Origin of the sequence: Psychrobacter sp. ANT_WB68 (assembly GCF_008369115.1) — a bacterium.
Lineage (GTDB): Bacteria > Pseudomonadota > Gammaproteobacteria > Pseudomonadales > Moraxellaceae > Psychrobacter.
Genome location: NZ_VOAZ01000003.1, coordinates 198,998 through 224,990 on the forward strand (window position 1 = coordinate 198,998; position 25,993 = coordinate 224,990).

Below are 25,993 nucleotides of genomic sequence, written 5' to 3' on the forward strand. Positions count from 1 at the left end.
ATCCCGCTATCGTAGCGGGATTTTTATGTGTCTAATTTTTATACTGCTAAAATAAAAGACTGACTATTTACGGTCTTCGACTTTAACGAATTCGCGTTTTGTCTCACCAGTATATAACTGACGTGGGCGACCGATTTTGAACGGTGCGCTGTGCATCTCTAACCAATGGCTAATCCAACCAGAAGTACGCGCTAGTGAGAAGATAACGGTAAACATTGACGTTGGGATACCGATGGCTTTAAGGATAATGCCAGAGTAGAAATCAACGTTTGGATACAAGTTACGCTCAACGAAGAACGGGTCTTCTAAAGCAATTTTCTCAAGTGCCATCGCAAGCTCAAGCTTAGGATCATTGATACCCAATGCGCCTAAGACTTCGTCACAAGTTTCTTTCATTACTTGTGCGCGTGGGTCAAAGTTTTTGTAAACACGGTGACCAAAGCCCATTAGTTTTACTTCACGGCTTTTTACTTTTTCCATGAATGCTGGTACGTTTTCAACTGTACCAATTTCATCTAACATAGTGAGTACGGCTTCGTTGGCGCCGCCATGTGATGGACCCCAAAGGGCAGCGATACCAGCGGCGATACAAGCGTAAGGGTTTGCGCCAGTAGAGCCAGCTAACCGTACCGTAGACGTTGAAGCGTTTTGCTCATGGTCAGCATGCAAAGTAAAGATTTTGTCCATAGCGCGAGTGATGACATCGTTGGTTTTATAATCAACATCAGCAGGCGTTGCAAACATCATATATAAGAAGTTTTCAGCATAATTGAAGTCATTACGCGGATACATGAACGGTTCGCCCTGTGAGTATTTATAACTCATCGCCGCAAGCGTTGGCATTTTAGCGATTAGGCGAATAGCGGTGATTTCACGATGCTCTTCATTACTCACATCAAGGTTTTCATGATAGAACGCTGATAAGGCACCAACGACACCAACCATAATTGCCATAGGATGGGCGTCACGGCGGAAGCCTTCAAAGAATTTACGTAGCTGGTCATGAACGCCAGTATGCTTACGGACTTTTTCATAGAAATCCGCTTTTTGCTCAGCATTAGGCAAATCACCATGAATCAGCGCATACGCCACTTCTAAGTATTCTGCATTGTTTGCTAACTGGTCGATAGGGTAGCCACGATGTAATAGCTCGCCTTTACCACCATCAATAAAAGTAATCTTTGATTCAACAGGCGCTGTTACCATAAAACCTGGATCATAGGTCCAGTATCCAGCTTTTTGAAAAGCAGCAACATCGATAACTGACGGCCCTAAAGTCCCTTCAGTAATAGGAAGTTGGTAATCCTTACCATCTACGGTTAATGTGGCTTGATTATCAGCCATAATCTAATCTCCATTGTTTTAACTTGTTAGAATAAAATTGTAGAGACGCATACCTTCGCGCCCTAAATGGTCAAAATCAATTTAACCCATTTAATATGCAGGCTATATTAGCAGTTATTACCTAAGTTTTGAAAAGACTTTTAGCAGTAATGTCTGTAATAAGGGTGTTTTAGTCGTAATTAGCGACTGTAAACTTTGTATCAAAATATGTCTCTTGAGTAATTTAGCTCCGAATTCAGAGATAGATATAAGTTTAATGATTCCCATTAACTTTATAAGGTTCAAGTCTTTTTACCAAGATGAGCCATTTTAATTCTTAAGGCGCTATACTATGGAACAGACAGAGTATGAGTAACCGACAAATTGGCTTGGCTCTACAAAATATTTTGATTGAGTAATACTAATGAATTCATATTACCAATAGCTAGCTTTTTGTTAATTAATCTCTAATAACCACTATTTAGGGGATAAATTTGTAATTAGCGCCCAGTCATTTTATAATTAGAGGGATTTAACTGGCACTAGATTTGCGCAAATTGATAGGCCATCTTAATAGAGTTGCTGATAAAGCCTAGCTTTACTCACGCTTTGTTACGATTGGACGGTCGCTTTATAGACCAAAACCCAGCTTAGCGCTTGAATATTCTTGTTAACTGTTCTATTTTTAGATAGCCAACAGTGAAGTTTACCTTAATAAAAAATGATAATATAGAGATGACACCCTGGCGTTATCTTTTTTGTTGATGGCAAGCAGTAAAAATAGAATAGTTAATCGATTTATCCCCTGCTGCGTGCTTACTATTATAAAACACGTAGGCAGCTTGTTATTGAAAGGGATTATCAGTTCAATGAGCGAGGTTAATGAGTTTATAAAGACCGTAAACTATATAAAAGCTTGCTACCTTTCAAATTTAGCGCAAATTAAACGACGTCAGCTAGCCCTTCCTTACTTTATTCATCTCATGTGTTGCTCGCCGCTTGTAGAATAGTGTTTGTATAAAGCGTTGATAGCAGATACAGGAGTATAACCGCAAAAAGGATGCCCGCTGTGAAAAGCAACCGACCTATTGATCTGCCCTTAAGCCAAGTGATTAGCGTTAATCGCTCACCGATTGCGATAGCTTCAATCTTGCATCGTATCTCTGGCATTGTTTTATTTCTACTTATTCCTGTCATGTTATGGCTGTTACAGAATTCTTTGGCGTCACCTGAGAGTTTTGAGACCGTATTTGACAATGTCCTTGTTCGCTTTTTGGCGTGGATTTTTGTCGCCGCCATCGCTTATCACTTTGTGATGGGTATCAAGCATTTATTTGCTGATATGGGCATGAATGAGGAGCTAAAATCTGGCCGTGCCGCTTCTATGATTAGCTTTGTAATTGCAGCAATCTTAATTGTCGCGTCATTTGTATGGGTGATGTTCTAATGATAAAAAATGATTCAGGAATCAACAGCGCTACGGGTCTAACCGGCTCAGGTTCACGTGATTGGATTGTCCAGCGTATTAGTGCCGTAATTTTAGCTGTATACAGTGTGGTCTTACTGGGCTTCTTCTTAACTCATGGCAATGTGAGTTTCGTTGAATGGTCAGGATTTATGACCAGCTTACCGATGCGTCTGTTCAGCTTATTGGCCGTTTTGGCGTTGGCTGGTCATGCTTGGGTTGGTATGTGGACCGTGTTTACTGACTATATTACCACTGGCAAACTGGGCTCAAGCGCAGCTGGCCTACGTTTAGTGCTACAGTCATTAATGATTATCGCTATTTTAGTCTTCCTATTTTGGGGCATTATGATTTTTTGGGGTAACGGCTTCGGTGTTGTTGCCGTTTAACCAGTAATCATACATTTAGATATTGATTTGTTTAATTTTTATAAATCAATATCTAATAACGACGGACAAACCTGACAGCATTGGCGATGATTCGCTTATTTTAAAGTACGTTATTTAAATAAGTACTTTAAAATGCTTAGGTGATAGACATCCGTTAGTAGCCAACATAGTCATAGCTAATCATAGCGTTGGGCGCACACGAAATTCACTATTACTTATATGCTAAATGACTTTTATATAGATAAAAGCAGTGAAAAAATGGGCAGGCCCAATATAACGATAGATATGCAAATTAAGTGGTTGAAGGCTGTTTGTATTGTATTTTGATTATTGTCAGTAGCGTTGCAGCAAAAACTCGCTAACGTTAATACACAATAAGATGCAGACCAACCTTTTTATTTACTTCTAAGCATTAACAGGCATTAGGAAAACCGTAATGGCAACTAGACAAGATAATACCATTAGTAATATTAAAACCCTGAACTACGACGCGGTCATCGTTGGTGGTGGCGGCTCGGGTATGCGTGCTTCTTTGCATTTAGCGGAAGCGGGCATGAAGGTTGCAGTCTTGACCAAAGTATTCCCAACCCGTTCGCACACCGTTGCTGCTCAAGGTGGTATCGGTGCAAGTTTGGGTAACATGAGCAATGATAACTGGCACTTTCACTTTTATGACACCGTTAAAGGGTCAGATTGGTTAGGTGACCAAGACGCCATTGAGTACATGTGCCGTGAAGCACCTAAAGTGGTGTATGAGCTTGAGCATATGGGTATGCCGTTTGACCGTAACGAAGATGGCACGATTTATCAGCGCCCATTCGGCGGTCATACCTCAAACTATGGCGAAAAAGCCGTACAGCGTGCATGTGCTGCTGCTGACCGTACAGGTCACGCATTATTGCATACGCTATATCAGAAAAACCTACAGCAAGGTACTGAGTTCTTTATCGAGTGGATTGCCCTTGATTTGATCAAAGATGACGCGGGTAATATCAACGGCGTAATCGCGATTGAACAAGAAACGGGCACGGTTGCTGTATTCCAATCGCCGATTACGGTTCTTGCAACGGGCGGCGCGGGTCGTATCTTTGCCGCATCTACTAACGCTTACATCAATACTGGTGACGGTATTGGCATGGCGGTTCGTGCGGGTATTCCATTGCAAGATATGGAATTCTGGCAGTTCCATCCAACCGGCGTTCATGGTGCCGGCGTACTATTGACCGAAGGTTGTCGCGGTGAAGGTGCTATCTTACGTAATAAAGATGGCGAAGCGTTCATGGAGCGTTATGCACCAACGGTTAAAGACTTAGCACCACGTGACTTGGTTTCTCGTTCTATGGACCAAGAAATCAAAGAAGGCCGTGGTTGTGGTCCGAATGCTGACCATATCGTGATGGATATGACGCATTTGGGTGTTGAAACCATCATGAAGCGTCTGCCATCAGTATTCGAGATTGGTAAGAACTTTGCTAACGTTGATATCACTAAAGAGCCAATTCCAGTTATCCCAACCATTCACTATATGATGGGCGGTATTCCAACGACTATCCATGGTCAAGTGATTGTACCGGATCTAGAAGCGGGCACGGATGAAGACGGTCTATATGCCAAAGGCAATGTAGTTAAAGGTCTTTATGCCATTGGTGAATGTGCGTGCGTCAGTGTTCACGGTGCCAACCGTTTAGGTACCAACTCATTGCTTGATTTATTGGTCTTTGGTCGCGCTGCTGGAAAGCATATCGTTGATGAATTCCATCATGCCGATCATAACTATAAGCCATTAGATCCTCGCGTTCTTGATTTTACCATGCGTCGTTTAGACAAATTGCAACAATCAACTTCAGGCTATAATGCTCAAGACGTCGCCGACGAGATTCGTGCAACCATGCAAACGCATGCCAGCGTATTCCGTACGCAAGCGATGATGGATGAAGGCGTTGAGAAAATCCTAGCGCTAGGTGAAAAAATCGACCAAATCCATTTGGCTGATAAATCACAAGTCTTTAACACCGCTCGTATTGAAGCGTTCGAAGTCGCTAACTTGTATGAAGTGGCAAAAGCAACGATGATATCAGCGGCTAAGCGTCATGAAAGTCGCGGCGCGCACAGTGTTTCTGACTATGATCGTCCAGAAGATGATGAGTACGCACCAAACGGCCGTAATGACAATGATTGGATGAAGCATACCTTATGGTATTCTGAAGGCAACCGTATTATCTATAAGCCTGTTCGTAAAGTACCATTGACGGTTGACTATATCGAGCCAAAGGTTCGCGTCTATTAATTCTAGACGATGTGCGCCTGATTTTTACGCACTGTAAGAAACGTTTTATCCCTTATTAATTTATTAAAAAGGTGACCGCCAGCGACAGGTCGCTGTCAGCGCTGAGACTCAGAAATATCAGCGCTGATAGTTTACAATCCTTAGATTGTAGGATTTGTCAGCCCGCCATCATCTACGTGTGGAGTTTAGCATTATGAGCCGAGGTACTCGCACCATCGAAATCTATCGCTACGATCCTGATCTGGACGCAGCGCCACGCATGCAAACCTATACGGTTGAGTTGTTAGACTCAGATCGTATGTTGCTTGACGTGTTATTACGCTTAAAAAAGGAAGATGAGACCCTCACCTTCCGTCGTTCGTGCCGTGAAGGTATTTGCGGTTCTGACGGCATGAATATCAATGGTAAGAACGGTCTAGCCTGTCTTATAAACATGAATACCTTGCCTGAAAAAGTAACGGTTCGTCCATTACCAGGTCTGCCAGTGGTTCGTGATTTGGTCGTCGACATGAACCAGTTCTATGAGCAGTACGAAAAAGTTCACCCGTTCTTAATAAATGACCAGCCAGCGCCAGCAACAGAGCGCTTGCAGTCACCTGAGCAGCGTGAAAAGCTCAACGGTTTGTATGAGTGTATCTTATGTGCATGCTGTTCAACCAGCTGCCCATCATTCTGGTGGAACCCTGATAAGTTCTTAGGTCCAGCAGCGCTACTGAATGCCAACCGTTTCGTTTCTGACAGTCGTGACACCGACACTCGTGCTCGTTTAGCGCGTTTAGACGATCCGTTTAGCTTGTTCCGTTGCCGCGGTATCATGAACTGTGTTTCAGTATGTCCAAAAGGCCTAAATCCAACCAAAGCGATTGGTCATTTACGCAATTTGCTTATCGATCAAGCAGGTTAGTCTACCTTTTAGGGTCAATTAGCTTTATAATAGCGATATCAAAAACACCACCTATCATTAGGTGGTGTTTTTTATTAAAAATATTAGCATTGGGTTGTTTTCTGAATCGATAAGCTACTGTTCTTGTTATTAAAATGACAATATTAATATTTTGAGAGATATTGTTGAGGGGCAGTGGCAAATGCGTCAGGGTAAGTAAGGCTGTATTAACGATACGTTGCTTGTATGTAAGAAGACATGCTATATCACGCGACTCCCTATATAATTGAATATAGTAATATTGTCTAGTATTACAGATGTAAAGTTGCGAAAAATGATACTAGATATTCATTACGTAAATACCTAGTATTGAACAAACAAACTATGGCGTATAGGGTAGGCATGTTATTCTATACGGCAATGTATTTTTGGCGCAATAGACGTCAATTTTCTACCATAGGAAAACATTTCAGTGCAAATAGCCAATTGATAGGCTAACTGAAAGAAGAAATGCTGGATTAAAAACCTCATTATTAACAATTTGGTTATAGCTGAAAGCAGTATATATAAATTAATGTTGTGAAACGAGACGATTCAGAAAACCGGCCGTTCACAAATAATGGTAATTGTAAGATTGGTATTGCAATCAGGCTTTTTATCGTTAGATAGCTTTTAGTATTAAAAACTGATGGTAAATATCGCCAATCTTCAATGAACAACAGATGTCACAATAATAAGCACGATTCCATTCATTTATCTATCAAATAGACGATTATTATGAATAGTATAACTAAAGAAGCAGCGAGCGTAGATCACACTGAATTGGCTGCTGATAATGCCAATTATATCGAAGCGCTCTATGAGCAATATCTAGATGATCCTAGTAGCGTTGATAGCGATTGGCAAGCGTATTTTGAACAATACAAATCACCAAACGATGCTGCGCATAATGCGATTAAAGATCAGTTCTTATTGCTAGCACGCAATCAGACCGCTAATAAAGTAACGGCTGACACCTCTGACGCAGCGGCTAATAATACAGGTAACTGTAACAACCCCAAACAAATGGGTGTGCAGCAGCTGATTTCTGCCTACCGTCGTCGTGGTCATCGCCACGCTAAGCTTGATCCCTTAAATCTGCATCCACGTGCAGAGGTGGAAGATTTAACTCTCGCTTATCACAACCTTTCAGAAGCCGATCTTGATACGGTATTCCCAACCAATGATTTAAATATTGGTAAGGATGAAGCGACGTTACGTGAAATTATCGAAATTATGGAGCGCGTTTACTGCCGTTACATTGGTATCGAGTATATGCACGTGACCACCAGCACAGAAAAACGCTGGATGGAAAAATACCTAGAAACCAACTTAGGTTACATCGAGTTTGATAAAGAAAAACGTTTATCAATTCTTGAGCGTCTGACTGCTGCAGAAGGCTTAGAAAAATATTTGGCTCGTAAATATACGGGCGTTAAGCGTTTTGGTTTGGAAGGCGGCGAGAGCTTTATTCCTGCTATCAATGAAATCATCCAACGTGCTGGCGGTTATGGCACCAAAGAGATGGTCATTGGTATGGCTCACCGTGGACGCTTGAACCTATTGGTAAATATCTTGGGTAAAAACCCTGCCGATTTGTTCGATGAGTTCGATGGTAAAGTACAGCCAGAAAAAGGCTCAGGTGACGTTAAATACCATAATGGTTTTTCGTCTAACGTGATGACCCCAGGTGGCGAGGCGCATTTAGCATTGGCGTTTAACCCATCGCATCTTGAGATTGTTGCCCCTGTACTACAAGGGTCAGTACGTGCCCGTCAAGTCCGCCGTAACGATCAGCCGCTCCATGAAAATAAGACAGGTAACTCAGTATTACCAATCGTTATTCATGGTGATGCCGCTTTTGCTGGCCAAGGCGTGGTACAAGAAACCTTCCAGATGTCACAGACTCGTGCTTATACAACGGGTGGTACGGTTCATATTGTTATCAATAACCAAGTTGGTTTCACGACGAGCCGTCAAGAAGATGCGCGTTCAACTGAATACTGTACTGACGTCGCAAAAATGGTGCATGCACCTATTCTGCATGTAAACGGTGATGACCCTGAGTCCGTAGTATTTGCTGCTCAATTGGCCTTAGATTACCGTCATGAGTTCGATAAAGACATCATCATTGACTTGTTCTGCTATCGCCGTAATGGTCATAACGAAGCCGATGAGCCATCAGCCACTCAGCCACTGATGTATGCGGTGATTAAGAAGCTACCGACGACTCGTACTATCTATGCGCAAAAGCTGATTGAAGAAGGTCTACTTAGCCAAGAAGATGAAAAACGCTACGAAGATGAATATCGTGAATCTTTAGACCGCGGTGAATATGTTGCCAACTCATTAGTGAGCGAGCCTAACGAAGAGTTATTCGTCGATTGGAAACCTTATTTGGGTCACGATTTGGTCGATGACTGGGATACCAGCGTCGATATCGAAGTGCTAAAAGGTTATGGCCGCCGTATGGCGGAGATGCCAGAAGGCTATAAGTTACAACGCCAAGTGCAAAAAGTGGTCGAACAACGATTAGCCATGCAAACGGGTGAAGAGCCTTTAAACTGGGGCGCCGCCGAGACACTAGCATACGCGTCACTGGTCGATAATGATAAAGTGTTGGTACGTATTACGGGTGAAGATGTCGGCCGTGGTACTTTCTCGCATCGCCATAGTGAGCTATATAATATTGAAGATGGCAGCATGTATGTGCCATTGGCTCATATCAGTGAAACACAAGCGCGCTTTGCCACTTATAACTCATTGTTATCAGAGGAAGCAGTATTAGCATTCGAGTACGGCTATGCAACCACTGTGCCAAATGCACTTGTCGTATGGGAAGCGCAGTTTGGCGATTTTGTCAACGGCGCCCAAGTGGTCATTGACCAGTTCATCTCAAGCGGTGAAACCAAATGGCAGCGTGTTTGTGGTCTAACGATGTTGTTACCTCATGGTTTTGAAGGTCAAGGTCCTGAGCATTCATCTGCCCGTCTTGAGCGCTTCTTACAGCTATGTGCTGAAGACAATATGCAAGTGATTACGCCAACGACGCCAGCGCAAATTTATCATGCGTTACGTCGCCAAGCGGTACGTCCGATTCGTAAGCCGTTAATCGTCATGTCACCGAAGAGTTTGCTACGCCATAAATTGGCGACGTCAAATCTTGAAGAGTTGGCAAACGGTAAGTTTGAAACGGTATTGCCAGAGATGGATCAGCAAAATGCGGATAACGTGACTCGTATGGTGCTATGTGGCGGTAAAGTCTATTATGACTTGCTAGAGCAGCGCCGTGCGCTGGGATTAGATCATGTCGCTATCGTGCGTATCGAACAGCTTTATCCATTGCCAGAAAAACGTTTAATTGCTGAGATTGAAAAATACAGCAATCTAAAAGAAATCGTTTGGACGCAAGAAGAGCCACTTAACCAAGGTGCTTGGTATTACTTAGCGCCGCACATGTTCCGTATTGTCGTACCGCACCCAACTAAGGCGAAAGTCATGGAGCCGGTAGCGCGTCCTGCTAGTGCGGCACCGGCAACAGGTTCGGCAAAACTGCATGTCAAGCAGCAACAAGATTTGATTGCTGGTGGCCTTGGCGTTAGTGTGGATGAGCTGTCTAAATAGCGACTCGTCTACGTAACAGATTATTCAATATACATGAATCAGGCGATAACAGTCAGTACCCAGTATTACCATTTAAGTAAGACATTTAAAAGGGTGCTGACTGCTTATCACGACTTAATAATAAATAGTAATATCAACATCTAAGGAGTATATCGATGGCTGAGATTAAAGCCCCCGTGTTCCCAGAATCGGTTGCCGACGGCACCATCGTGGAATGGCATGTCACTGAAGGTCAAGAAGTTAGCCGTGATGATTTATTGGCTGAAATCGAAACTGATAAAGTGGTACTAGAAGTGGTGGCACCTGATAACGGTGTTGTGACTAAAATCGTCAAGCAAGTTGACGATACTGTTTTGTCTGACGAATTGATCGCAGAGTTTGAAGCAGGTGCCAGTGGTAGTGCTGATAAAGGTGATGCTCCTGCAGTTGATCCAGACCAACCAGCTGCACCTGTTCAGCCTAAGCAAGTACAAGCGACTGACAAAGCGGACGAGTCTGATCATAAAGATCAAAGCCCTGCGGTACGTAAAGCGGCGAAAGAAAGCGGCGTAGATCCTAAAAATGTCGAAGGCAGCGGTCGTGGTGGTCGTGTGACCAAAACTGATATGGCGAACCCAACGCTAAAAGTAGATAGTTCTATCAAATCTGACAGCGGTCGTCCAGTGGCGGAATCAACAGGTGAGCGTACTGAAAAACGTGTTCCAATGACGCGTCTACGTAAGACAGTTGCGAACCGTCTGTTAGCCGCTTCTCAAGAAACAGCGATGCTAACAACGTTCAACGAAGTCAACATGAAACCGTTGATGGACATGCGTGCTAAGTATAAAGAGCAGTTTGAGAAACGTCATGGCGTACGTCTAGGCTTTATGTCATTGTTCATTAAAGCGGCGACCGAAGCATTGAAACGTTTCCCAGCGGTTAACGCCTCACTAGATGGTGATGATATCGTTTATCATGGTTTCTATGATATCGGTGTGGCCGTGTCTTCAGATCGTGGTCTAGTCGTTCCTGTATTGCGTGATACCGATCGCATGAGCATGGCTGATGTTGAAGCTAAGATTCGTGAGTTTGGTGGTAAAGCACAACAAGGTAAACTGGGTCTAGATGATATGACTGGCGGTACATTCACGATTTCAAATGGTGGTGTATTTGGTTCATTGATGTCTACGCCTATCTTGAATCCACCGCAAACCGCTATCTTAGGTATGCATGCCATCAATGATCGTCCGATGGCAGTCGATGGTAAAGTTGAAATTCTACCAATGATGTACCTAGCACTTTCTTATGATCACCGTATGATCGATGGTAAAGAGGCAGTGCAGTTCTTAGTGACTATCAAAGAGTTGGTCGAAGATCCAGCCATGTTGCTACTAGACCTTTAAGTCTATGAGCTTGTATCGGTAACCACTGATACAAGCTTTTTAACTTTGGACTAGGTGATTATGGTCTATTGATAAATAACAGAAAGTCCTTTGTTCTTATCGTGTATTAACGACAGAATAAAATTATCATTTATAGGCCAACAACCTAACCAATCATTTAAATCCTAAATAAAATTAGAAATAGGAACGTACTATGAAAGACAATTATGATCTAGTCGTCATCGGCGGCGGTCCTGGTGGTTATGAAGCCGCTATTCGTGCAGGCCAACTAGGTATGAGCGTTGCTTGTATCGAGAAACGTGTTTATAAAGGTGAGCCAGCGCTTGGCGGTACTTGCTTAAACGTCGGTTGTATCCCATCAAAAGCCTTGCTTGATAGCTCACATCGTTATGAAGCGACGAAGCATGACCTTGCTGAACATGGTATCAGCACCGGCGACGTTGCTATCGATATCGAGCAAATGATTGCTCGTAAAGAAGGCATCGTTAAGCAATTGACTGGCGGCGTTGCGGCATTGTTAAAAGGTAATGGCGTTGACTGGCTACAGGGCTGGGGCACGTTGGAAGATGGTAAAGGCGCGGATAAAAAAGTTAAATTCACCGCCCTTGCTGACGAAGCAGAAACCATTATCACGGCTAAAAACGTGATTCTTGCAGCAGGTTCGGTTCCTATTGATATTCCTGTGGCAAAAACTGACGGCGATCGCATCGTTGATTCTACGGGTGCCCTTGATTTCACCTCAGTCCCTAAGCGTTTAGGCGTAATCGGTGCCGGTGTTATCGGTCTAGAGCTTGGTTCAGTATGGCGTCGTTTAGGCGCGGAAGTGGTGGTTTATGAAGCGTTACCAAGTTTCTTAGCTGCTGCTGACAAAGATATTGCTAAAGAAGCGGGCAAAATGCTGAAGAAGCAAGGTCTTGATATCCGTGTCGATACCAAGGTTACCAATGCTGAAGTGAAAGGCGATCAAGTGGTCGTTACCAGTGAAACTAAAGGTGAGTCTAGCGAAGAGAGCTTTGACAAACTGATTGTTTGTGTTGGCCGCCGTGCATACTCTGAAAAACTATTGGGTGAAGACAGCGGTGTCACCTTAACTGAACGCGGTCTAATCGATGTCGATGACCAATGTAAAACCAATCTTGATGGCGTTTATGCTATCGGTGACTTGGTGCGTGGTCCTATGCTTGCGCATAAAGCAATGGAAGAAGGCATGATGGCAGTTGAGCGCATTCATGGCGAAAAAGCACAAGTTAACTATGACACGATCATTAACGTCATTTATACCCATCCAGAAATCGCATGGGTTGGTTTGACCGAGCAAGAAGCAGAAGCTGCTGGTTATGAAGTGAAAACTGGTTCATTTAACCTAGCGGCGAACGGTCGTGCGCTTGCTCAAAGTGAAGCGCAAGGCTCTATCAAAGTCGTTGCTGATGCTAAAACAGACCGTCTATTAGGTATGCATGCCATCTCTGCGGGTGCTGGTGATATCGTCCATCAAGGTATGATTGCGATGGAATTTGTTTCTAGTATCGAAGATTTGCAGTTGATGACGTTTGCGCATCCAACTATTTCTGAAGCGGTTCATGAAGCGGCTCTTTCTGCAGATGGTCGCGCGATTCACGCCATCCAGCGTAAAAAGCGTAAGTAGTTTTTACAGATAAAATGATTTAAGTTCGTACAATTAAAATTAAGACAATTTAAATAAATATCAAGTTTAACTCGATGGCGCGGCTGCTATCGTCATTAAGATAGTCGTCACGCCATCATCAGTGCTCAGATATATGCTTCTAGCACTTGTTTTCACTTTTTATTAATTGTAAAAAAATAAAGGATACAATCAATGAATTTACATGAGTATCAAGCAAAAGAGCTATTGAAAAGCTACGGTTTGCCCATTCAAGAAGGCATTATCGCCCATAACGGCGACGAAGCTGCTGCTGCTTTTGATAAAACACCAACTGACATTGCGGTTATTAAAGCGCAAGTTCATGCTGGTGGTCGCGGTAAAGCTGGAGGTGTTAAGTTAGTTAAAACTCGTGAAGAAGCTAAGGAAGTCGCTGATGCGCTTATCGGTACCAATCTGGTTACGTTCCAGACTGACGCTGATGGCCAACCAGTCAACTTTGTATTGGTTGCAGAAGATATGTACCCAGTACAAACTGAGCTATATCTTGGCGCAGTTGTTGACCGTTCTACGCGTCGCGTGACTTTCATGGCATCAACCGAAGGTGGCGTTGATATCGAAGAAGTAGCAAACGAGACACCAGAAAAAATCTTTAAAGTAAGTGTCGATCCATTAGTGGGTCTAATGCCTTACCAAGCACGTGAAGTGGCCTTTAAATTAGGTCTTGAAGGCAAACAAATCAACCAGTTTGTAAAATTAATGAGCGGTGCTTATAAAGCCTTCATTGAAAACGACATTGATTTGCTTGAGATTAACCCATTAGCGGTTCGCGAAAACGGCGAAATCGTTTGTGTTGATGGCAAAATTGGTATCGACTCAAACGCCCTATATCGTTTGCCTAAAATTGCTGCACTACAAGACAAAACGCAAGAAAATGAGCGTGAGCTAAAAGCGGCTGAGTTTGACCTAAACTATGTTGCCCTAGAAGGTAACATTGGTTGTATGGTGAATGGTGCTGGTCTTGCGATGGCGACCATGGACATCATCAAACTGTATGGCGGCAAACCTGCTAACTTCTTGGACGTTGGCGGCGGTGCAACCAAAGATCGCGTTGTTGAAGCGTTCAAAATTATTCTAGAAGACAGCAGTGTTGAAGGTGTTCTAATCAACATCTTTGGCGGTATCGTACGTTGTGACATGATTGCAGAAGCGATTATCGCTGCGGTTAAAGAAGTCGACGTAAAAGTACCTGTAGTTGTACGTCTAGAAGGTAACAACGCTGAGAAAGGTGCTGCGCTACTAGAGCAATCTGATGTGAAAATCATCTCCGCTCAAGGCCTAGCAGACGCGGCGCAAAAAATTGTCGATGCAGTTAAAGCCTAAGTCTTTAACATAAGCGGTTAAAAATAAGTGCGATAAATAGGCATTTATAAAACCCTTTAGCATTGTAGTCAAAGCGTGATGGCAGTTTCTAAGAATAATGTTATAGCGTTAATATTTGGCGCTATATCAAAAAACACTAAGAAAATTGCAATGACAAGACAACCGAATAAGGAAAAATAATGAGTGTATTAATTGATAAAGATACCAAAGTATTGGTACAAGGTTTTACCGGTAAGAACGGTACATTCCACTCTGAACAAGCGATCGAATACGGCACTAAAGTGGTTGGTGGCGTAACACCAGGTAAAGGCGGTCAAACGCACCTAGGTTTGCCAGTATTTAACACCATGGCGGAAGCGATGGAAGCGACCCAAGCTGACGCGTCAGTTATCTATGTACCAGCACCATTTGTACTAGATTCTATCGTTGAAGCAGTCGATGCCGGCGTGAAATTGATCGTTGTGATCACTGAAGGCGTACCGACTATCGATATGCTAAAAGCCAAACGCTATATCGAAGAAGCTGACGGTGTACGTATGGTCGGTCCAAACTGCCCAGGCGTTATCACCCCAGGTCAGTGCAAAATCGGTATCATGCCAGGTCATATCCATTTGCCAGGTAAAGTGGGCATCATCTCACGCTCTGGTACTTTGACTTATGAAGCGGTTGCACAGACGACTAAGCTTGGCTTTGGTCAGTCAACCTGTATCGGTATCGGTGGCGATCCTATCCCTGGTATGAACCAAATTGATGCGCTAAAACTGTTCCAAGAAGATCCACAAACTGAAGCTATCATCTTAATCGGTGAGATTGGTGGTACTGCTGAAGAAGAAGCTGCTGCTTATATCAAAGAGCATGTGACTAAACCAGTTGTTGGTTATATCGCTGGTGTGACTGCGCCTGCCGGTAAACGTATGGGTCATGCTGGTGCAATTATCTCTGGTGGTCAAGGTACTGCTGAAGAGAAATTTAAAGCCTTTGAAGACGCTGGTATTGCTTATACTCGCGATCCATCAAAAATCGGTGATAAGCTAAAAGAAGTTACGGGTTGGTAAGGTAGGTATCAATCTACAGTCTAATACCGAAACGTCATTGAAAAAATAAAAAGACACCCCTACAATGGGGTGTTTTTTTGTTTCAAAAATATTTATTTTGTCTATATGGTGATATATGTTTACTTTGAGTGCACAAGAAGAGAGTATAGATTAGGGAGGATTTACTTTTAAATACATTTTAAAGGATAGAACATACGATACAAATCATCTTATTGTAGTTTTTAGTGGATTTGGCGCTAAATCTAGTTTCACATACGATTTCTTAAATGCGCTAAAATCAAGCAGGGCGTACGTATTATGGATTAAAGATGATTTTTATGATAATGGTAAAGCAACTTATTATATTGATCCTGTTTACTCGGAAAATAATAAATTAGAACAAGCAGTTTGTAGGTTCTTAGATAAAGTATTAGGTTTTTTAAATGTTAATCGTGAAAATTGTACGCTGTTAGGAGCTTCAAAAGGTGGGTCAAGTGCATTGTTCTATGGTCTTAAATATAACTTCAGAAATATATTGTTATCAGCACCAACGTTGTTAATAGGGTCGTCTGTTGCGGGTACTATTCCTAAAGGACCTATAAAAAGCCCTGCAAAATTTATGTTAGGAAGTGAACTAAGTAGCAAAAATATAAAAAAATTAGACTCTATGATATTAAACGAAATTGAAAATGATACTAATTACGATAGAAACATATATTTAATATCATCCAAAGCTGATGATCGATATTTGGGACAAATCCACCCTTTCTTGGGTCACTTTCACAAATACTTTAATTTTAATTTCATTGAATCCAGATCTGTATTGGTCAGAAGACATCAAGATGTAACGTCTCACAATGCACCATTGATACTAAGTATCTTAGGTTGTCTATGTTATAACTTACCACCAATATTTAAAAATAGCATTATACACGAAGACAGATTATGCAAGGTGATGAATATAACTAAAGAACCAGTTTTGAGAGTGAACAAGATAATTTTCGATAATAAGGGATTCTTTTATGTAGAAGGCGTGTTTTTTCTACGAGGAGTACCTTGTGCTTACTATCACGACTTAAAATATGTTTTAAAGCTCAAGTCACCTACAAAAAATTATGAAATCTTACTAGCTAAAGATAACAAGCCACAGATATCTAAAATATATTACGAAGGTACATTTGTAAATTACGATAAAGCTTATTTCTGTACAAACAAGTATAAAGGTCTAGATATGTCGCATATAGATACTGGATTTTATCAATTATATATAGAAATAAATATGTTAACAGGTGAAATATGCGAGCTTCCCTTACGAGTTGATGTAACTATAAATAGTAGTAACTCTAATAATAAATATACAGAATCTATTTTTACAGAAGAAGGCAAGATTTTTTATAGTAAAGTTAGTATTTAGATTTCTAATCCCAAGCATTAACCTCACTTTTTCATAGTTTTATAATAGATGTTTCCAATATGGAGTTTTTTATGAGTTACAAGAAAATTATTAAAGTTTTATCTATAGATAATGACAAAAAGATGGTTTTAAAAAGACGTATAAATAAACTAAAAAGAGATCCAAAGGGTTTTTTGGGAGATTCATACAAGAAGCGAAGTAATCAGGCACGAAAATACTTACCTATTAAATATAGCAGTTCGAATCATTTCACTGTTGTTTCAGCAGTATATAATGTTGAGGACTATATAGAAGATTATTTTGATAGCTTAATAAATCAGTCGCTAAGTTTTAAAAAATATATAAAATTAATTTTAGTAGATGATGGATCAACAGATGGATCTGCTACTATTATTAAGAAATGGCAAAGAAAATATCCAAATAATATTACTTACTTATATAAAGATAATGGTGGCCAAGCATCTGCTAGGAATATGGGAATTGATCTAGTAACTAGTGAATGGGTTACTTTTATTGATCCAGACGATTTTGTAGACATAGATTATTTCTATACTTTAAATTCCATTTTAGAAAATGACAATTCTTTAAATATGATTGTAGCCAATATCCAGTTATTTATGGAAGAGTTTAATGAGATTAGAAATAGGCATCCACTAAGGAATCGCTTCAAAAATATTAAGACTAGACTGCCTGCTATGGACTTGAAGAGTCATATCAATCTTTCAGCTGCAGCATCTATCTTTAAAACGTCAATTATTAATGAAAAATTTTTACAGTTTGGGGAAGATGTAAAGCCTACTTTTGAGGATGGTAAGTTTATAGCTGAATATCTACTGAGAAATGACGGAAACGTATTGTTTTCTAAAGACCTAATATATCTTTATAGAAAAAGAAATGATAAAAGCTCTACTGTGGATAAATCTTGGGAAGATAAGAGGAAGTATAGGGATATATTAAAAAAAGGCTATCTAGCTATTTTATCTATATACAATAATGACTTAGGATATGTGCCTAATCATATTCAAAGAACCGTTTTATATGATATAAGTTGGTATTTAAGATTATTGGTAGATAATCCTGAGAAAACATTGTTTCTAAGTTGTGAAGAAGAAAATATTTTTCATAAGCTCATTGAAGATATATTTTATTATATAGACTCAGAGGTCATATTAGATTTTGACTTAGCAGGAATATGGTTTGCATTTAAAGTAGGAATGATTGAAACTTTTAAAAACGATAGGGTTTTTAATCAAATCGTATATATTGAAAATATAGATAGAGAAAAAGAGCAAATTCTCATCTCTTACTTCACAGGTCATCAAAGAGCTGTCTCATTCCGATTTGATGGTAAAGATGTGATACCTATCTACCAAAAAGTGATAAAACATGATTTTGTAGGTCAAAACTTTGTTAACGAGTTTAGGTCATGGGTTTCTTATAGCTCTAAAGGAAAGTTTGAAGTATTCATAGATGGCAATAAATCAAGGATTTCACTTAAAGGAAAGCAATATAAGGACGGTGTTGAAGTAGAAGAGATTATAGGTAAGTTTTCGCCATCGATACAGTATAAAACTGATGGGAGTTGGTTGTTGATGGATAGAGATACTCAAGCGGACGATAATGCTGAGAGTTTTTACCGATATCTGATGATCAATCATCCTAATCAGAAAATATGTTTTGCCTTAAGAAGGTCTTCACCAGACTGGAATCGTCTTGAACATGCTGGATTTAATCTTGTCGATTTCGGCACTAAGGAATTTGAGAAAAAGTTAAAGCTTTCCTCTAAAATTATTAGTAGTCATTTGGATAAATATATAAACAATTATTTCGGTGATGAGTACGAATATAGTAAGAAGTTTGTCTTTTTACAGCATGGCGTGATAATGAATGATCTATCAGATTGGTTTAGTAGTAAAAATAATCTGCAGTGTTTGATTACAACTACGACTGATGAGTATTCTTCAATCCTTGATAAAGATAGTAGATATAAGCTTACTGAAAAAGAGGTGGTTCTGACTGGAATACCACGTCATGATAATCTTTTAGCAGATAATTCAAACAGTAATAAAATAATACTTATAATGCCCACTTGGCGCAAAGGTATTATGGGTGATACGATTGGCATGGGTAATACCCGTACAATCAATTCAGAGTTTATGAATACTTCGTATGCTAAACACTGGAGCGATTTATTAAATAGTAATGAGCTCGAGGAGTTATCTCGCCATTACGGATACGAGGTCATTTTTGCTCCACATGCTAACATTGAGCCTTATTTACCTAACTTTGAACTGCCTGAGTATATAAGTGTTTGGACCGCAACCCATTCTGACTTTAGTATGCAAAAACTTTTTCAAACAGCAAGGTTGATGATAACTGACTATTCTTCAGTTGCCTTTGAAATGGGTTTATTGAATAAGTATGTACTTTATTATCAGTTTGATCAGGAAGAGTTTTTTACAGTATCACATCTTTTTAAGAAAGGTTATTTTTCCTATGTAGAGAATGGGTTTGGTCCTGTAGCTACCACTCAAGAAGGAATACTAGGTAATCTTGAAGCGGTTCTTAAGAATGGCGGTGAACCTTTAGAACCTTATAGAACACGTATGATTGAAACCTTTCCATTTAGAGATGGAGAAAATTGTGAGCGAGTATATGAAGCTATTTTAGATCTCGATCGTCCTGATACCTCAGAAGTTTCCGTTGATACGATTATGGAGTATGCACAGCAAGCCATAACTCATGAGGCTTGGGATCTTGCACTAGAACGTATTGATAATGCTCTACAGCATTCTGATATTAATCAAGCGCAGTTAGAAGTAATTAATCGAACTAAAGAACAAGTCATTCAGACTGGCTATCAAGATGACCCTGTCAAATTAGCTAATATATTATGGCATGAAAAGCGTTTGGGTGAAGGGTTGGAAAAGCTTAAACAGGTTCAGGGTACAGAACTGACTGATGAGCTATTACGTCTACGTATTAAGCTAGCTATTCTAAGTAATGACTTTATATTGGCACGAGATTCACAAAAAATGTTATTAGAAGAGTATAGTGATAATTGTACTATTGAAGATTGGCAATTCTACGCACAGTTAGCCAATATATAGATAATAAAGTCGACTGAATACAAAAAAGAGCTTGTCCAAGCTCTTTTTTACATAGGTTATATACAGATATGATATCCAAAGTAATAAGTAAGCGTAGTAACTATAAACGTAAGCTTAAAAAGCTAAAAAATAATCCCGGTGTTTTTTTTCGGGATTATTTCAATAAACGCTACCCTGTTACCAATACTGAACTTGGGGTCGATGAAGTCATTGAAACGGCTTTTGTAGAATATTCTAATATCAATACTGTCGCTATGCCTGATGATAGAGTCATAGACGTGGTATTTACTTGGGTAGATAATACTGACAAAGCGTGGCAGAAAAAATATAAAAAACATAAATTAGAAGGAATTGCTGCCCAACTAGGTCAATATGCTACTGATAGCGCACGTTTTGACAATCATAATGAGTTATTTTATTCAGTCAAAGCAGTGAAGAAATACCTACCTTGGGTAAGACACATTTATATTGTCACTGACAATCAAATACCGGACTGGTTAGATCAGATAAAGGGAATTACTATCATTGATCACACTGAAATTATCGATAATAAATATCTACCCACCTTTAATTCACATGTTATAGAAGCGTTTCTATACCGTATACCAGAATTATCAGAAAATTTTATTTATTTTAATGATGATGTGTTTGTGGCGAAAGAATTACCACAAGAACATTTTTTTTCAGCGAATAATATAAGCTCTTTATTTGTATCGACTAAAAATTTATATGCTATGCAAAAGAAAGGAGTTGTAACCCCAACCTTAAAAGCTTCGTTGCAGAGTATTGAGCTATTGCAAAAGCACTATCCATACAATATTAAGAATCCGCTTGTTCATACTTATTTTCCACTAAAAAAATCAGGGTATGAGAAAGCATGGCAGTTATTTGAAAAAGAAATAAAAGCTTTTTTACCTAATCGGTTTCGAGGTAACAACGATCTTAATATGGCTTCGTTTTTAGTGCCATGGCTATTGTACTGTGAAGGAAAAGCGATTGAAAAAGTTGATATTTGCTATTACTTCAATATTCGCTCACGCCATGCTTTGACACGTTATGAGAAATTGCTGAAACTAAAGAAACTAAATGCTTCGCCTCATTCCTTTTGTGCAAATGATTTCAAGAGCGATAGCGAGAATAAGCTACCTGATTATCATGAGCGTTTAATGGGTATGTTAAAGCGTTACTATAAGTAAATCGCTACCATAAACAATTGTGATAGTGGCTTACAGCATAAAAAAATTCGGCCTTATTAATTTCCACGTCTGTATAAAAGGGTTGCCCTAATACCGTGACCTTTTTTCCTCTCAGTAATGCTTCAAACCCTCCCAACGATGTAATCGTATATACGTGATCGACTGTCTCTAATGCATCGACCAAATGAATAGACTGCGTAAGGATAAGGCAATCTAGCTCAGTAAGAGCACTGACGATAGAGGGGTCATTCAGCGTCATCGGGTGAGGTTTGACAATAATTTGCGCATCAGGATTCTCTTCGACGGCCTTATTGACCACATCAAGTAGCGAAATGCCAATACCTCCACCATATTTCAACGAATCATCATGGGGCACTTGTCCTAATACCAATATGCGTTCTTTATCCTTAACGCCATATAGTGGTGCGACATCGACATAAGGCTGATGGTTGTATTTGCTCACTCTATGTGCAACGTAATAGTCAAGCATCTCCTGTGCCAACATCTCATCATAACCATTCTGTTCAAAGTCAAAATTAGCGATTAAGTCAGTCAAATCATTTGGACGTGTGGTATCGAAGTAGGGTGCTTGGCTGTCCATGACGATAGATAGTGGCGGAGCGCTGCTATCATCGTCAGGGCCGGAACGAATAAAACCATCCTCTAAAAAGAAAATATCTAGGTTTTGCTCGCGTATATACTCAATAAAATAATCAGGCGCTTTATAACCCCAGATATAGATGACAGGATTCACGCGATTGATAAATGATTTTAACCATAGATTGAAATAGCGCTGATCGAAGTGCCGTTGTATTTGGATATGTGATGACTCTAATACCCAATTACCAATCAGATCCTGCCATGGCAGCATACCAACGACTAATGCCAAGCGCTGCTTTGGCTGACGATAGTGTTTATAATAGCCTAATAATAGTGGCTTGATGTAAGCGTTAAATTTCATAATATGGTTGATGGCTCAGATTGATAGCGGGAGAGCAGCCGTGCATTATAGGTGTATTTATGTTGGCAATGCTTTGTAGTTCCCAGTATAGTTACATTTAAGAGTAAAGACGAATACCTACTTTAAAAACAATAGATCCGAAAGAAATGGTCCATCTTATGAAAAACAAGATATTGGTAACGGGTGGTGCTGGATATATCGGCTCACACACATGTATCGCTTTGCATCAGGCAGGCTATGATATCGTCGTGTACGATAACTTATCTAATAGTAGCCGTGAAGCTGTCAATCGTGTCTCTACTCTCATTGGTCAGCCTCTCGAATTTATCGAAGGCGATATCCGCGATTCTGAGTTACTTAGACAGGTATTTGCAGAGCATCAATTTTTTGGTGTGATTCATTTTGCGGGGTTAAAGGCCGTTGGCGAATCCGTTGCCAAGCCCCTGCTGTACTATAATAATAACGTCAGCGGAACCATTACTTTATTGGAAGTCATGGCTGAAGCCAACGTTAAAAACTTAGTTTTTTCCTCTTCTGCTACTGTCTATGGTGATCCCGAAACGCTACCTATTGATGAGAACTCGAAGCGTTCTTGTACCAATCCTTATGGACAAAGTAAGCTGACGGTCGAGCATATTTTAGAAGACTTAGCGGTATCCGATGATAGCTGGAACCTCATTCCTCTCAGGTATTTTAATCCGGTAGGGGCGCATTCATCGGGACAAATTGGCGAAGATCCGAATGACATTCCTAATAATTTAATGCCTTATATCTCGCAAGTCGCCGTTGGTAAGCTTGAAAAGCTCAGCATCTTTGGTAATGATTATTCTACTGTAGATGGTACAGGCGTACGCGACTTTATCCATGTCACTGATCTGGCGCAAGGTCATGTTGCAGCGCTTAATTATCTACAGCAACAGGCAAGCTCAGATAAAGACAGCTTAGATAAAAATAGCTCAGTAGGCTTCTTGCCTATTAACCTAGGAACAGGCAAAGGGACTTCAGTTTTAGAGTTGGTCACTGCTTTTTCTGAAGTCTCCGGCCAAGATATTCCTTATCAATTTTCTGCTCGCCGCGCTGGTGATATTGCCAGCTGCTATGCCAGTGCTGATAAAGCAAAGGAGCTATTAGGTTGGGAAGCGAAACTGTCTATCACTGAGATGTGTCAAGATACGTGGCGTTGGCAAAGTATGAATCCGAATGGTTATAACATCGCTTAGATTGCATAAAGACTATCTTTAAAGCTAGCTTTTATCTCACACCTTCTAATACAGTTTAAAAATTATGAAAAAAATCACCCACGCCGTTATTCCCGTCGCAGGCTTTGGCACCCGTATGTTGCCCTTATCTAAATCAGTGCCAAAAGAACTATTGCCACTTGGTAACCGTCCTGCTATTCATTATGTCGTTGAAGAGGCGATAGCTGCTGGTATCAAACATATTGTGTTGGTTGGTCATGCGCAAAAAAGCGCCATTGAAAATTATTTCGATATCAATGCTGAGTTAGATAACCAATTGCGTCAAAAGGGTAAAAACGAGCTGGCCGATAGCCTAAACTGGCTACCAGATGATGTGACGGTATCGATGATACGCCAAGGTAAACCATTAGGTTTGGGGCATGCGGTGCTTGCAGCGCGCCCAATTATAGGTACGAATGATTTTGCTGTGCTGTTGCCCGATGTGGTGCTAGACCCGTTTACTACTGACATGGCAGCGGATAATTTAGCCTTTATGATTGATCGGTTTGCCAGCGATGGTCATTCACAGATATTGGTCGATAAAGTTGCCGATGAAGATGTGCATAAATACGGTATCGCCCAATTAAATGAAGCGTTGAGTGATGCAAGCGATTTAGCTGATAAAACAGATATGAATGTCAGCTTTAAAGTGTCCGGTTTTGTAGAAAAGCCAAACCTCGCTCAGGCGCCTTCCAGACTGGCTGTGGTCGGTCGTTATGTTTTTAGCCATCATATTTTTGATTATTTGGCCAATACAAAAGCGTCGGTTGGTGGCGAAATTCAACTGACCGACGCTATTGATGCCTTGATTAGTCAATATGGTGTTAATGTCACAACCATGCGCGGTAATAGTTATGATGCCGGTGATATGCGCTCTTATCTGCAGGCGTTTATGTATTTTGCTCAGCAGCAATTGGTCGATGAAGAGTAATTAATGAACGATACAAAAGACAATAAAGGCTATAGCAGCGCTCGCAATTCTGAATACTGGCAGCTGTTACAACAGTTAGCGGCACAGCCATGGTCGTTGGATGAACTGTTTGCGCAAGATGCTGAGCGTACGAGCCGTTTTAGTACGCAAGTTGGTGCGCTATATATGGACTATAGCAAGCAGTGTATTGACGAGACGGTATTAGCCAGGTTATTGAGCTTAGCTGAAAGTTGCGAATTGTCAGGCCGTATCGAGTCTTTATTGCAAGGCGCGATGGTAAATACTAGTGAAGCGCGTGCGGCGCTGCATACGGCGCTGCGCTTACCAGCGACAGCGAAATTGCAAGTTGGTACGCAAGATGTCGTCGCCGATGTTCATCGTAGTCTGGCGCAGGTAGCAAGGTTATCGGAGCGTGTCCGTACGGGTACATGGCGCGGATTTTCCGGCAAGGCGATTACTGATGTGGTTAATATCGGCGTCGGTGGTTCTGATTTAGGTCCGCTGATGGCGACCACGGCGCTAGATGAGTGGGCAGATACCAACATTGAGGTACATTTCGTCTCCAATATGGACGGCACGCAACTTGATAATTTACTGAAACACTTAAATCCTGAAACCACCTTATTTATTATCTCGTCTAAATCTTTTGGTACCGTTGATACGCTATCCAATGCCAAGACAGCTCTGTCATGGCTCCTTGCAACTGCAAAACTGCGTGCGGGTACGGAGGACAGCGTATTACGTCGTCACTTTATGGGCATCTCCGCTAACAGCGAAAAAATGAGCGCGTGGGGTATTCATCCTGAGCATCAGCTACAGCTTTGGGAATGGGTTGGTGGACGTTTTTCTTTATGGTCAGCGATTGGTCTTGCTATTGCCATTCGTATCGGGATAGATGGGTTTAAGGCTTTATTAGCAGGTGCTCATAGTATGGATGAGCATTTCGCGCAAGCGGATTTTGCAGAAAACTTACCGGTATTATTGGGTTTGCTTGCTGTCTGGAACAGTACCTTTTTACAAGTGAATGCTCATACGGTATTGCCGTATGATGGGCGTTTAGGGTATTTGCCCAGCTACTTAACCCAGCTTGAAATGGAAAGTAATGGTAAATCGGTAACGCTGCATGGCGAGCGCCTTGATTATGATACGTGTCCGATTTTGTGGGGTGAAATTGGCTCAAACGCTCAGCATGCCTTTTATCAGCTGCTGCATCAAGGAACGCAGCAAGTCTCTTGTGATTTTATCGCCTGTGTTCGTCGTTATAGTGATAAAGCAACCAATGCGTCGTTACAGCAGCAGCATGAATTGTCTTTAGCCAATTGTCTAGCGCAAAGTCGGGTACTGGCTTTTGGTAATGCGGCTATCGCTGAGGCCGATGGTCAAATCGCTTCTGATGCTGACAAGTATAAATATTACCGCGGCAATCAGCCGTCAACGACGTTACTGATTGACGAGCTGACCCCGCATAGTTTGGGGGCGTTAATCGCCCTTTATGAGCATAAAGTTTATGTCATGGCCAGCATTTGGGATATCAATCCGTTTGACCAGTGGGGCGTCGAGATGGGGAAGCAGATGGCAGAGTCCGTGCATACTGCCATGCAGCAAGAGGGTAATCAGCAGTTCGACAGCTCTACCAATCAGCTGTTACAGCATATAAAGCTGTTTTCTTCATAATCGTGCTGTTAACTTATTAACGCTATTAATTCACCAATA

Annotated in this window: 17 protein-coding genes; 15 read left to right on the forward strand and 2 right to left on the reverse strand. The window is 41.0% G+C overall.

Going from position 1 to position 25,993, the window contains the following annotated elements; all coding sequences use genetic code 11:
• Positions 1-63: 63 nt before the first annotated feature.
• Positions 64-1,344 carry a citrate synthase gene (gene gltA, locus FQ084_RS09355; RefSeq protein ID WP_149490370.1) on the reverse strand — a complete coding sequence of 427 codons (1,281 nt, stop codon included), beginning with the start codon at positions 1,342-1,344 and terminating at the stop codon, positions 64-66.
• Between the two features lie 1,039 nt (positions 1,345-2,383).
• Between gltA and sdhC the strand changes: the two genes are divergently transcribed.
• From sdhC to FQ084_RS09415, 12 genes are all read left to right on the forward strand, one after another.
• On the forward strand, positions 2,384-2,770 hold the full coding sequence (gene sdhC / locus FQ084_RS09360) for a succinate dehydrogenase, cytochrome b556 subunit (RefSeq protein ID WP_079690599.1): 387 nt from the start codon (positions 2,384-2,386) through the stop codon (positions 2,768-2,770).
• Positions 2,771-2,790: 20 nt separating this feature from the next.
• Positions 2,791-3,177, forward strand: a complete 387-nt coding sequence (sdhD, locus tag FQ084_RS09365; RefSeq protein WP_262880744.1) for a succinate dehydrogenase, hydrophobic membrane anchor protein — start codon at positions 2,791-2,793, stop codon at positions 3,175-3,177.
• 436 nt (positions 3,178-3,613) lie between these two features.
• A complete protein-coding gene (gene sdhA / locus FQ084_RS09370) occupies positions 3,614-5,464 on the forward strand; it encodes a succinate dehydrogenase flavoprotein subunit (RefSeq protein ID WP_149490371.1) in 1,851 nt (616 codons plus the stop codon).
• 193 nt (positions 5,465-5,657) lie between these two features.
• Positions 5,658-6,368: a succinate dehydrogenase iron-sulfur subunit gene (locus tag FQ084_RS09375; RefSeq protein WP_149490372.1), complete on the forward strand. Its 711-nt coding sequence runs from the start codon at positions 5,658-5,660 to the stop codon at positions 6,366-6,368.
• Between the two features lie 756 nt (positions 6,369-7,124).
• Positions 7,125-10,010 carry a 2-oxoglutarate dehydrogenase E1 component gene (locus FQ084_RS09380; protein WP_149490373.1) on the forward strand — a complete coding sequence of 962 codons (2,886 nt, stop codon included), beginning with the start codon at positions 7,125-7,127 and terminating at the stop codon, positions 10,008-10,010.
• 155 nt (positions 10,011-10,165) lie between these two features.
• Positions 10,166-11,392: a 2-oxoglutarate dehydrogenase complex dihydrolipoyllysine-residue succinyltransferase gene (gene odhB / locus FQ084_RS09385; protein WP_149490374.1), complete on the forward strand. Its 1,227-nt coding sequence runs from the start codon at positions 10,166-10,168 to the stop codon at positions 11,390-11,392.
• A 193-nt stretch (positions 11,393-11,585) separates the two neighbouring features.
• Entirely contained in the window at positions 11,586-13,037 is a 1,452-nt protein-coding gene (gene lpdA / locus FQ084_RS09390) for a dihydrolipoyl dehydrogenase (RefSeq protein WP_149490375.1), read from the forward strand.
• A gap of 192 nt (positions 13,038-13,229) precedes the next feature.
• Entirely contained in the window at positions 13,230-14,396 is a 1,167-nt protein-coding gene (sucC, locus tag FQ084_RS09395) for an ADP-forming succinate--CoA ligase subunit beta (protein WP_149490376.1), read from the forward strand.
• A gap of 179 nt (positions 14,397-14,575) precedes the next feature.
• On the forward strand, positions 14,576-15,451 hold the full coding sequence (gene sucD, locus FQ084_RS09400; protein ID WP_149490377.1) for a succinate--CoA ligase subunit alpha: 876 nt from the start codon (positions 14,576-14,578) through the stop codon (positions 15,449-15,451).
• Between the two features lie 514 nt (positions 15,452-15,965).
• A complete protein-coding gene (locus tag FQ084_RS09405) occupies positions 15,966-16,844 on the forward strand; it encodes a hypothetical protein (RefSeq protein WP_223144870.1) in 879 nt (292 codons plus the stop codon).
• Positions 16,845-16,915: 71 nt separating this feature from the next.
• Positions 16,916-19,954, forward strand: coding sequence for a CDP-glycerol glycerophosphotransferase family protein (locus FQ084_RS09410; protein ID WP_188032944.1), 3,039 nt, complete (start codon positions 16,916-16,918; stop codon positions 19,952-19,954).
• Positions 19,955-20,022: 68 nt separating this feature from the next.
• The gene (locus tag FQ084_RS09415; RefSeq protein ID WP_149490380.1) at positions 20,023-21,150 is read left to right on the forward strand and encodes a Stealth CR1 domain-containing protein; all 1,128 of its coding nucleotides are present in this window, start codon (positions 20,023-20,025) and stop codon (positions 21,148-21,150) included.
• Positions 21,151-21,154: 4 nt separating this feature from the next.
• Here FQ084_RS09415 and FQ084_RS09420 read toward each other — a convergent pair whose 3' ends face one another.
• Entirely contained in the window at positions 21,155-22,111 is a 957-nt protein-coding gene (locus FQ084_RS09420) for a capsular polysaccharide biosynthesis protein (protein ID WP_149490381.1), read from the reverse strand.
• A gap of 158 nt (positions 22,112-22,269) precedes the next feature.
• Here FQ084_RS09420 and galE point away from each other — a divergent pair, with 158 nt between their 5' ends.
• From galE to pgi, 3 genes are all read left to right on the forward strand, one after another.
• Entirely contained in the window at positions 22,270-23,331 is a 1,062-nt protein-coding gene (galE, locus tag FQ084_RS09425) for a UDP-glucose 4-epimerase GalE (protein ID WP_149490382.1), read from the forward strand.
• 64 nt (positions 23,332-23,395) lie between these two features.
• Positions 23,396-24,280: a UTP--glucose-1-phosphate uridylyltransferase gene (locus tag FQ084_RS09430; protein WP_149490383.1), complete on the forward strand. Its 885-nt coding sequence runs from the start codon at positions 23,396-23,398 to the stop codon at positions 24,278-24,280.
• A 3-nt stretch (positions 24,281-24,283) separates the two neighbouring features.
• Positions 24,284-25,954, forward strand: coding sequence for a glucose-6-phosphate isomerase (gene pgi / locus FQ084_RS09435; RefSeq protein WP_149490384.1), 1,671 nt, complete (start codon positions 24,284-24,286; stop codon positions 25,952-25,954).
• Positions 25,955-25,993: the final 39 nt, after the last annotated feature.

What these genes read in the sequence shown, in the direction of transcription:
- gltA (WP_149490370.1), bottom strand. Translation starts at nt 1,344, where the DNA reads ATGGCTGATAATCAAGCCACATTAACCGTAGATGGTAAGGATTACCAA.
- sdhC (WP_079690599.1), top strand. Translation starts at nt 2,384, where the DNA reads ATGCCCGCTGTGAAAAGCAACCGACCTATTGATCTGCCCTTAAGCCAA.
- sdhA (WP_149490371.1), top strand. Translation starts at nt 3,614, where the DNA reads ATGGCAACTAGACAAGATAATACCATTAGTAATATTAAAACCCTGAAC.
- FQ084_RS09375 (WP_149490372.1), top strand. Translation starts at nt 5,658, where the DNA reads ATGAGCCGAGGTACTCGCACCATCGAAATCTATCGCTACGATCCTGAT.
- FQ084_RS09380 (WP_149490373.1), top strand. Translation starts at nt 7,125, where the DNA reads ATGAATAGTATAACTAAAGAAGCAGCGAGCGTAGATCACACTGAATTG.
- odhB (WP_149490374.1), top strand. Translation starts at nt 10,166, where the DNA reads ATGGCTGAGATTAAAGCCCCCGTGTTCCCAGAATCGGTTGCCGACGGC.
- lpdA (WP_149490375.1), top strand. Translation starts at nt 11,586, where the DNA reads ATGAAAGACAATTATGATCTAGTCGTCATCGGCGGCGGTCCTGGTGGT.
- sucC (WP_149490376.1), top strand. Translation starts at nt 13,230, where the DNA reads ATGAATTTACATGAGTATCAAGCAAAAGAGCTATTGAAAAGCTACGGT.
- sucD (WP_149490377.1), top strand. Translation starts at nt 14,576, where the DNA reads ATGAGTGTATTAATTGATAAAGATACCAAAGTATTGGTACAAGGTTTT.
- FQ084_RS09410 (WP_188032944.1), top strand. Translation starts at nt 16,916, where the DNA reads ATGAGTTACAAGAAAATTATTAAAGTTTTATCTATAGATAATGACAAA.
- FQ084_RS09415 (WP_149490380.1), top strand. Translation starts at nt 20,023, where the DNA reads ATGATATCCAAAGTAATAAGTAAGCGTAGTAACTATAAACGTAAGCTT.
- FQ084_RS09420 (WP_149490381.1), bottom strand. Translation starts at nt 22,111, where the DNA reads ATGAAATTTAACGCTTACATCAAGCCACTATTATTAGGCTATTATAAA.
- galE (WP_149490382.1), top strand. Translation starts at nt 22,270, where the DNA reads ATGAAAAACAAGATATTGGTAACGGGTGGTGCTGGATATATCGGCTCA.
- FQ084_RS09430 (WP_149490383.1), top strand. Translation starts at nt 23,396, where the DNA reads ATGAAAAAAATCACCCACGCCGTTATTCCCGTCGCAGGCTTTGGCACC.
- pgi (WP_149490384.1), top strand. Translation starts at nt 24,284, where the DNA reads ATGAACGATACAAAAGACAATAAAGGCTATAGCAGCGCTCGCAATTCT.